Source organism: Streptomyces alkaliphilus, assembly GCF_014141535.1.
In the GTDB taxonomy this organism is placed as follows: domain Bacteria; phylum Actinomycetota; class Actinomycetes; order Streptomycetales; family Streptomycetaceae; genus Streptomyces; species Streptomyces alkaliphilus.
In genome coordinates, this window is record NZ_VKHT01000571.1 from 1 (window position 1) to 3,386 (window position 3,386).

Genomic DNA, 3,386 nt, shown 5'->3' on the forward strand with positions numbered 1-3,386 from the left:
GGGGTGCGGTGGGTGGAGCCGGTCCACGCCGGGCGGGCCGGGCGTTTGACGACCGGGCGGAAGACCTCCGCCAGCTCCTCCTTGTTGAGCGTCTCCCTCTCGAGCAGCTCCAGGACCAGGTTGTCCAGCACGTCCCGGTTCTCGACCAGGATCTCCCAGGCCTCGTTGTGAGCGGCCTCGATGAGGCGCTTGACCTCCTCGTCCACCACCCCCGCGATCTCCTCGGAGTAGTCGCGCTGGTGGCCCATCTCCTTGCCCAGGAAGGGCTCGGAGGAGTCGGATCCGAACTTGATCGCGCCCAGCCGCTCGCTCATGCCGTACTGGGTGACCATCGCGCGGGCCGTCGCGGTGGCCTTCTCGATGTCGTTGCCCGCGCCGGTGGTCGGATCGTGGAAGACCAGTTCCTCGGCCGCGCGTCCACCGAGCATGTAGGCCAGCTGGTCCAGCATCTCGTTGCGGGTGGTGGAGTACTTGTCCTCCTCCGGCAACACCATCGTGTACCCCAGGGCCCGACCGCGGGAGAGGATCGTGACCTTGTGCACCGGGTCGCTGTTGGGGCTGGCCGCCGCCACCAGGGCGTGTCCGCCCTCGTGGTAGGCGGTGATCAGCTTCTCCTTGTCGCTCATGATCCGGGTCCGCTTCTGCGGACCGGCCACGACCCGGTCGATGGCCTCGTCGAGGAACTTGTTGTCGATCAGCTTGGCGTCGGCACGGGCGGCGAGCAGCGCGGCCTCGTTGAGCACGTTGTTGAGGTCCGCGCCGGTGAAGCCGGGGGTGCGGCGGGCGACGGCACCCAGGTCCACGTCCGGGGCGACCGGCTTGCCCTTCTTGTGGACCTTGAGGATCTCCAGCCGGCCCTTCATGTCGGGACGGTCGACGGCGATCTGCCGGTCGAAGCGCCCCGGGCGCAGCAGCGCGGGGTCCAGGATGTCGGGGCGGTTGGTGGCGGCGATGAGGATGACGCCGCCCTTGACGTCGAAGCCGTCCATCTCGACCAGCAACTGGTTGAGGGTCTGCTCGCGCTCGTCGTGACCGCCGCCCATACCGGCGCCGCGGTGCCGGCCGACGGCGTCGATCTCGTCCACGAAGACGATGGCCGGGGCGTTCGCCTTGGCCTGCTCGAACAGGTCGCGGACCCGGGAGGCGCCCACACCGACGAACATCTCGACGAAGTCGGACCCGGAGATGGAGTAGAACGGCACCCCGGCCTCGCCGGCGACCGCCCGGGCGAGCAGGGTCTTGCCGGTGCCGGGCGGGCCGTAGAGCAGCACACCCTTGGGGATCTTGGCGCCGACGGCCTGGAACTTGCCCGGCTCCTGGAGGAACTCCTTGATCTCGTGCAGTTCCTCGACGGCCTCATCGGAACCGGCGACGTCGTCGAAGGTGGTCTTCGGGGTGTCCTTGGTGATGAGCTTGGCCTTGGACTTGCCGAAGTTCATCACCCGCGAGCCGCCGCCCTGCATCTGGCTCATCAGGAACAGGAAGATCAGCAGGATCAGCAGGATGGGCAGGAAGGAGAGCAGGATGCCGACGAAGGCGTTCTGCGACTGCGGGCTGACGGTGTACCCGTCGGGCAGCAGTCCCTCCTCGTCCTGGTACTTGGCCTGGAGGAGCTTGGCCAGTTCGCTGCCCTGCTCGCCGATGTAGCTGGCCTGGACGGCGGTGGCCCCCTGGATCTCCTCGCCTTCCTTCAGCTCGAGCTTGATCCGCTGCTCGTCACCGGTGGTCAGCTCGGCGGATCGGACCTTGTTCTGGTTGATCGCCTGCACGACCTCGGCGGTGTCGACCGTCGTGTAGCCCTCGGAGGTGCGGAACACGTTCATCAACAGGATCACGGCGAGGACGGCCAGCATGATCCACATGACCGGCCCACGGAAGTAGCGCTTCACGTCTCTCCACACGGGGCCGCGCAGCCCCGTCCCTCCTGCCACATCGAGGCACAGCCCCCGGACGGGATCCGCTGTGCGTGCGGTGTCCTGATTCGGCCGGCGCGCTCCCGGCACAGAACAAGCTGACTCCTCGCGACGGTACCCCGGGGGAACCGTTCGGCGCTGCCGAGGCGCCGGGAACGATTCCTCGCGGCGCCGCCCGGACGCCGGCTTACGGCCGGCCGCGCGGGGCGCCCGGACCGTCGGCCCCGGGGGTGCGACGGCGGGGAGTACACCGGTTCAACGCGGTGGGCCGCCCCGGGGTTCCGCTCCCACCGGCCAACCGCCGGCGGGAGCGGGGTATTCCGCGTCACACCGTCCCCGCCGCGCCGGTCAGCCGCCGTGCACGTGCGGGGCGAGGGTGCCGACGAACGGCAGGTTGCGGTACTTCTCCGCGTAGTCCAGGCCGTAGCCGACGACGAACTCGTTGGGGATGTCGAAGCCGACCCAGCGGACGTCGATGTCGACCTTCGCGGCGTCGGGCTTGCGCAGGAGGGTCATGATCTCCAGGGAGGCCGGCTCGCGGGACCCCAGGTTGGCCAGCAGCCAGGAGAGGGTCAGCCCGGAGTCGATGATGTCCTCGACGATCAGGACGTTCTTGTCCTTGATGTCGGTGTCCAGGTCCTTGAGGATGCGGACCACCCCGGAGGACTGGGTGCCGGCCCCGTAGGAGGAGATCGCCATCCAGTCCATGGTCACCGGCGTGGCCAGGGCCCGGGCCAGGTCGGCCATGACCATCACCGCGCCCTTGAGGACCCCCACGATGAGGAGGTCCTTCCCGTCGTACCGGGCGTCGATCTCCCCGGCCAGCTCGGCGAGCCTGGAGTCGATCTCGTCCTTGGTGATGAGCACCGTTTGAAGGTCCGCGCCCAGGTCTTTCTCTCGCACCGTCGCCACTCTCTATCGGATCGCCTGCTGCAGCACCAGTCTGCCACCCTGCCGACGCGCCTCGACGCGGCCCGGGAGGTTGAGGGGTCGCTGACCCCGCCAGGCGGTGATCAGACGGTCCGTTTCCTCGATGTGACGGGCGAACAGGGAGCCGGCCGGGGCGCCGGCGGCGATGGCGGCGCGGCGCAGCACCCGGCGACGCACGGCGGGCGGGAGCTCGCCGAGGACGGCGATGTCGAGGGTGCCGTCGGGACCGGTGGCGGTGCGGGCGGCGCGCTCGGCCCAGGCGTCGAGGGCGTCCGCGTCGTCCCGGAAGAGCCGGGCCGTTCGGGAGAGCGCCTCCGTGACGCCCCGGCCCAGCGCCTTCTCCAGCGCGGGCAGCGCCTCGTGGCGGACCCGGGAGCGGGTGAAGGAGGGGTCGGCGTTGTGCGGGTCGTCCCAGACCGGCAGGTGCTGGCGTTCACAGGCCAGGCGGGTGGTGCGCCGATCGGTGTCCAGAAAAGGACGACGGTAGCGGCGGTGCTCGCCGGGTTCCGGCCGGCCGGGCCGGGGGGCGGTGCGGGTGCCGGC

The 3,386-nt window shown here is 70.1% G+C and carries 3 protein-coding genes; all 3 read right to left on the reverse strand.

Features of this window, described 5'->3' with window-relative positions; genetic code table 11:
* Window positions 1-1,862, reverse strand: a 1,862-nt coding sequence (ftsH, locus tag FNQ90_RS16835) for an ATP-dependent zinc metalloprotease FtsH (RefSeq protein WP_182607138.1), incomplete at its 3' end; no start/stop codon positions are given.
* A gap of 399 nt (window positions 1,863-2,261) precedes the next feature.
* Window positions 2,262-2,816: a hypoxanthine phosphoribosyltransferase gene (gene hpt / locus FNQ90_RS16840; RefSeq protein ID WP_143622853.1), complete on the reverse strand. Its 555-nt coding sequence runs from the start codon at window positions 2,814-2,816 to the stop codon at window positions 2,262-2,264.
* A gap of 12 nt (window positions 2,817-2,828) precedes the next feature.
* The coding region (locus tag FNQ90_RS16845) for a TilS substrate-binding domain-containing protein (protein WP_182607137.1) at window positions 2,829-3,386 on the reverse strand (558 nt) is incomplete at its 5' end.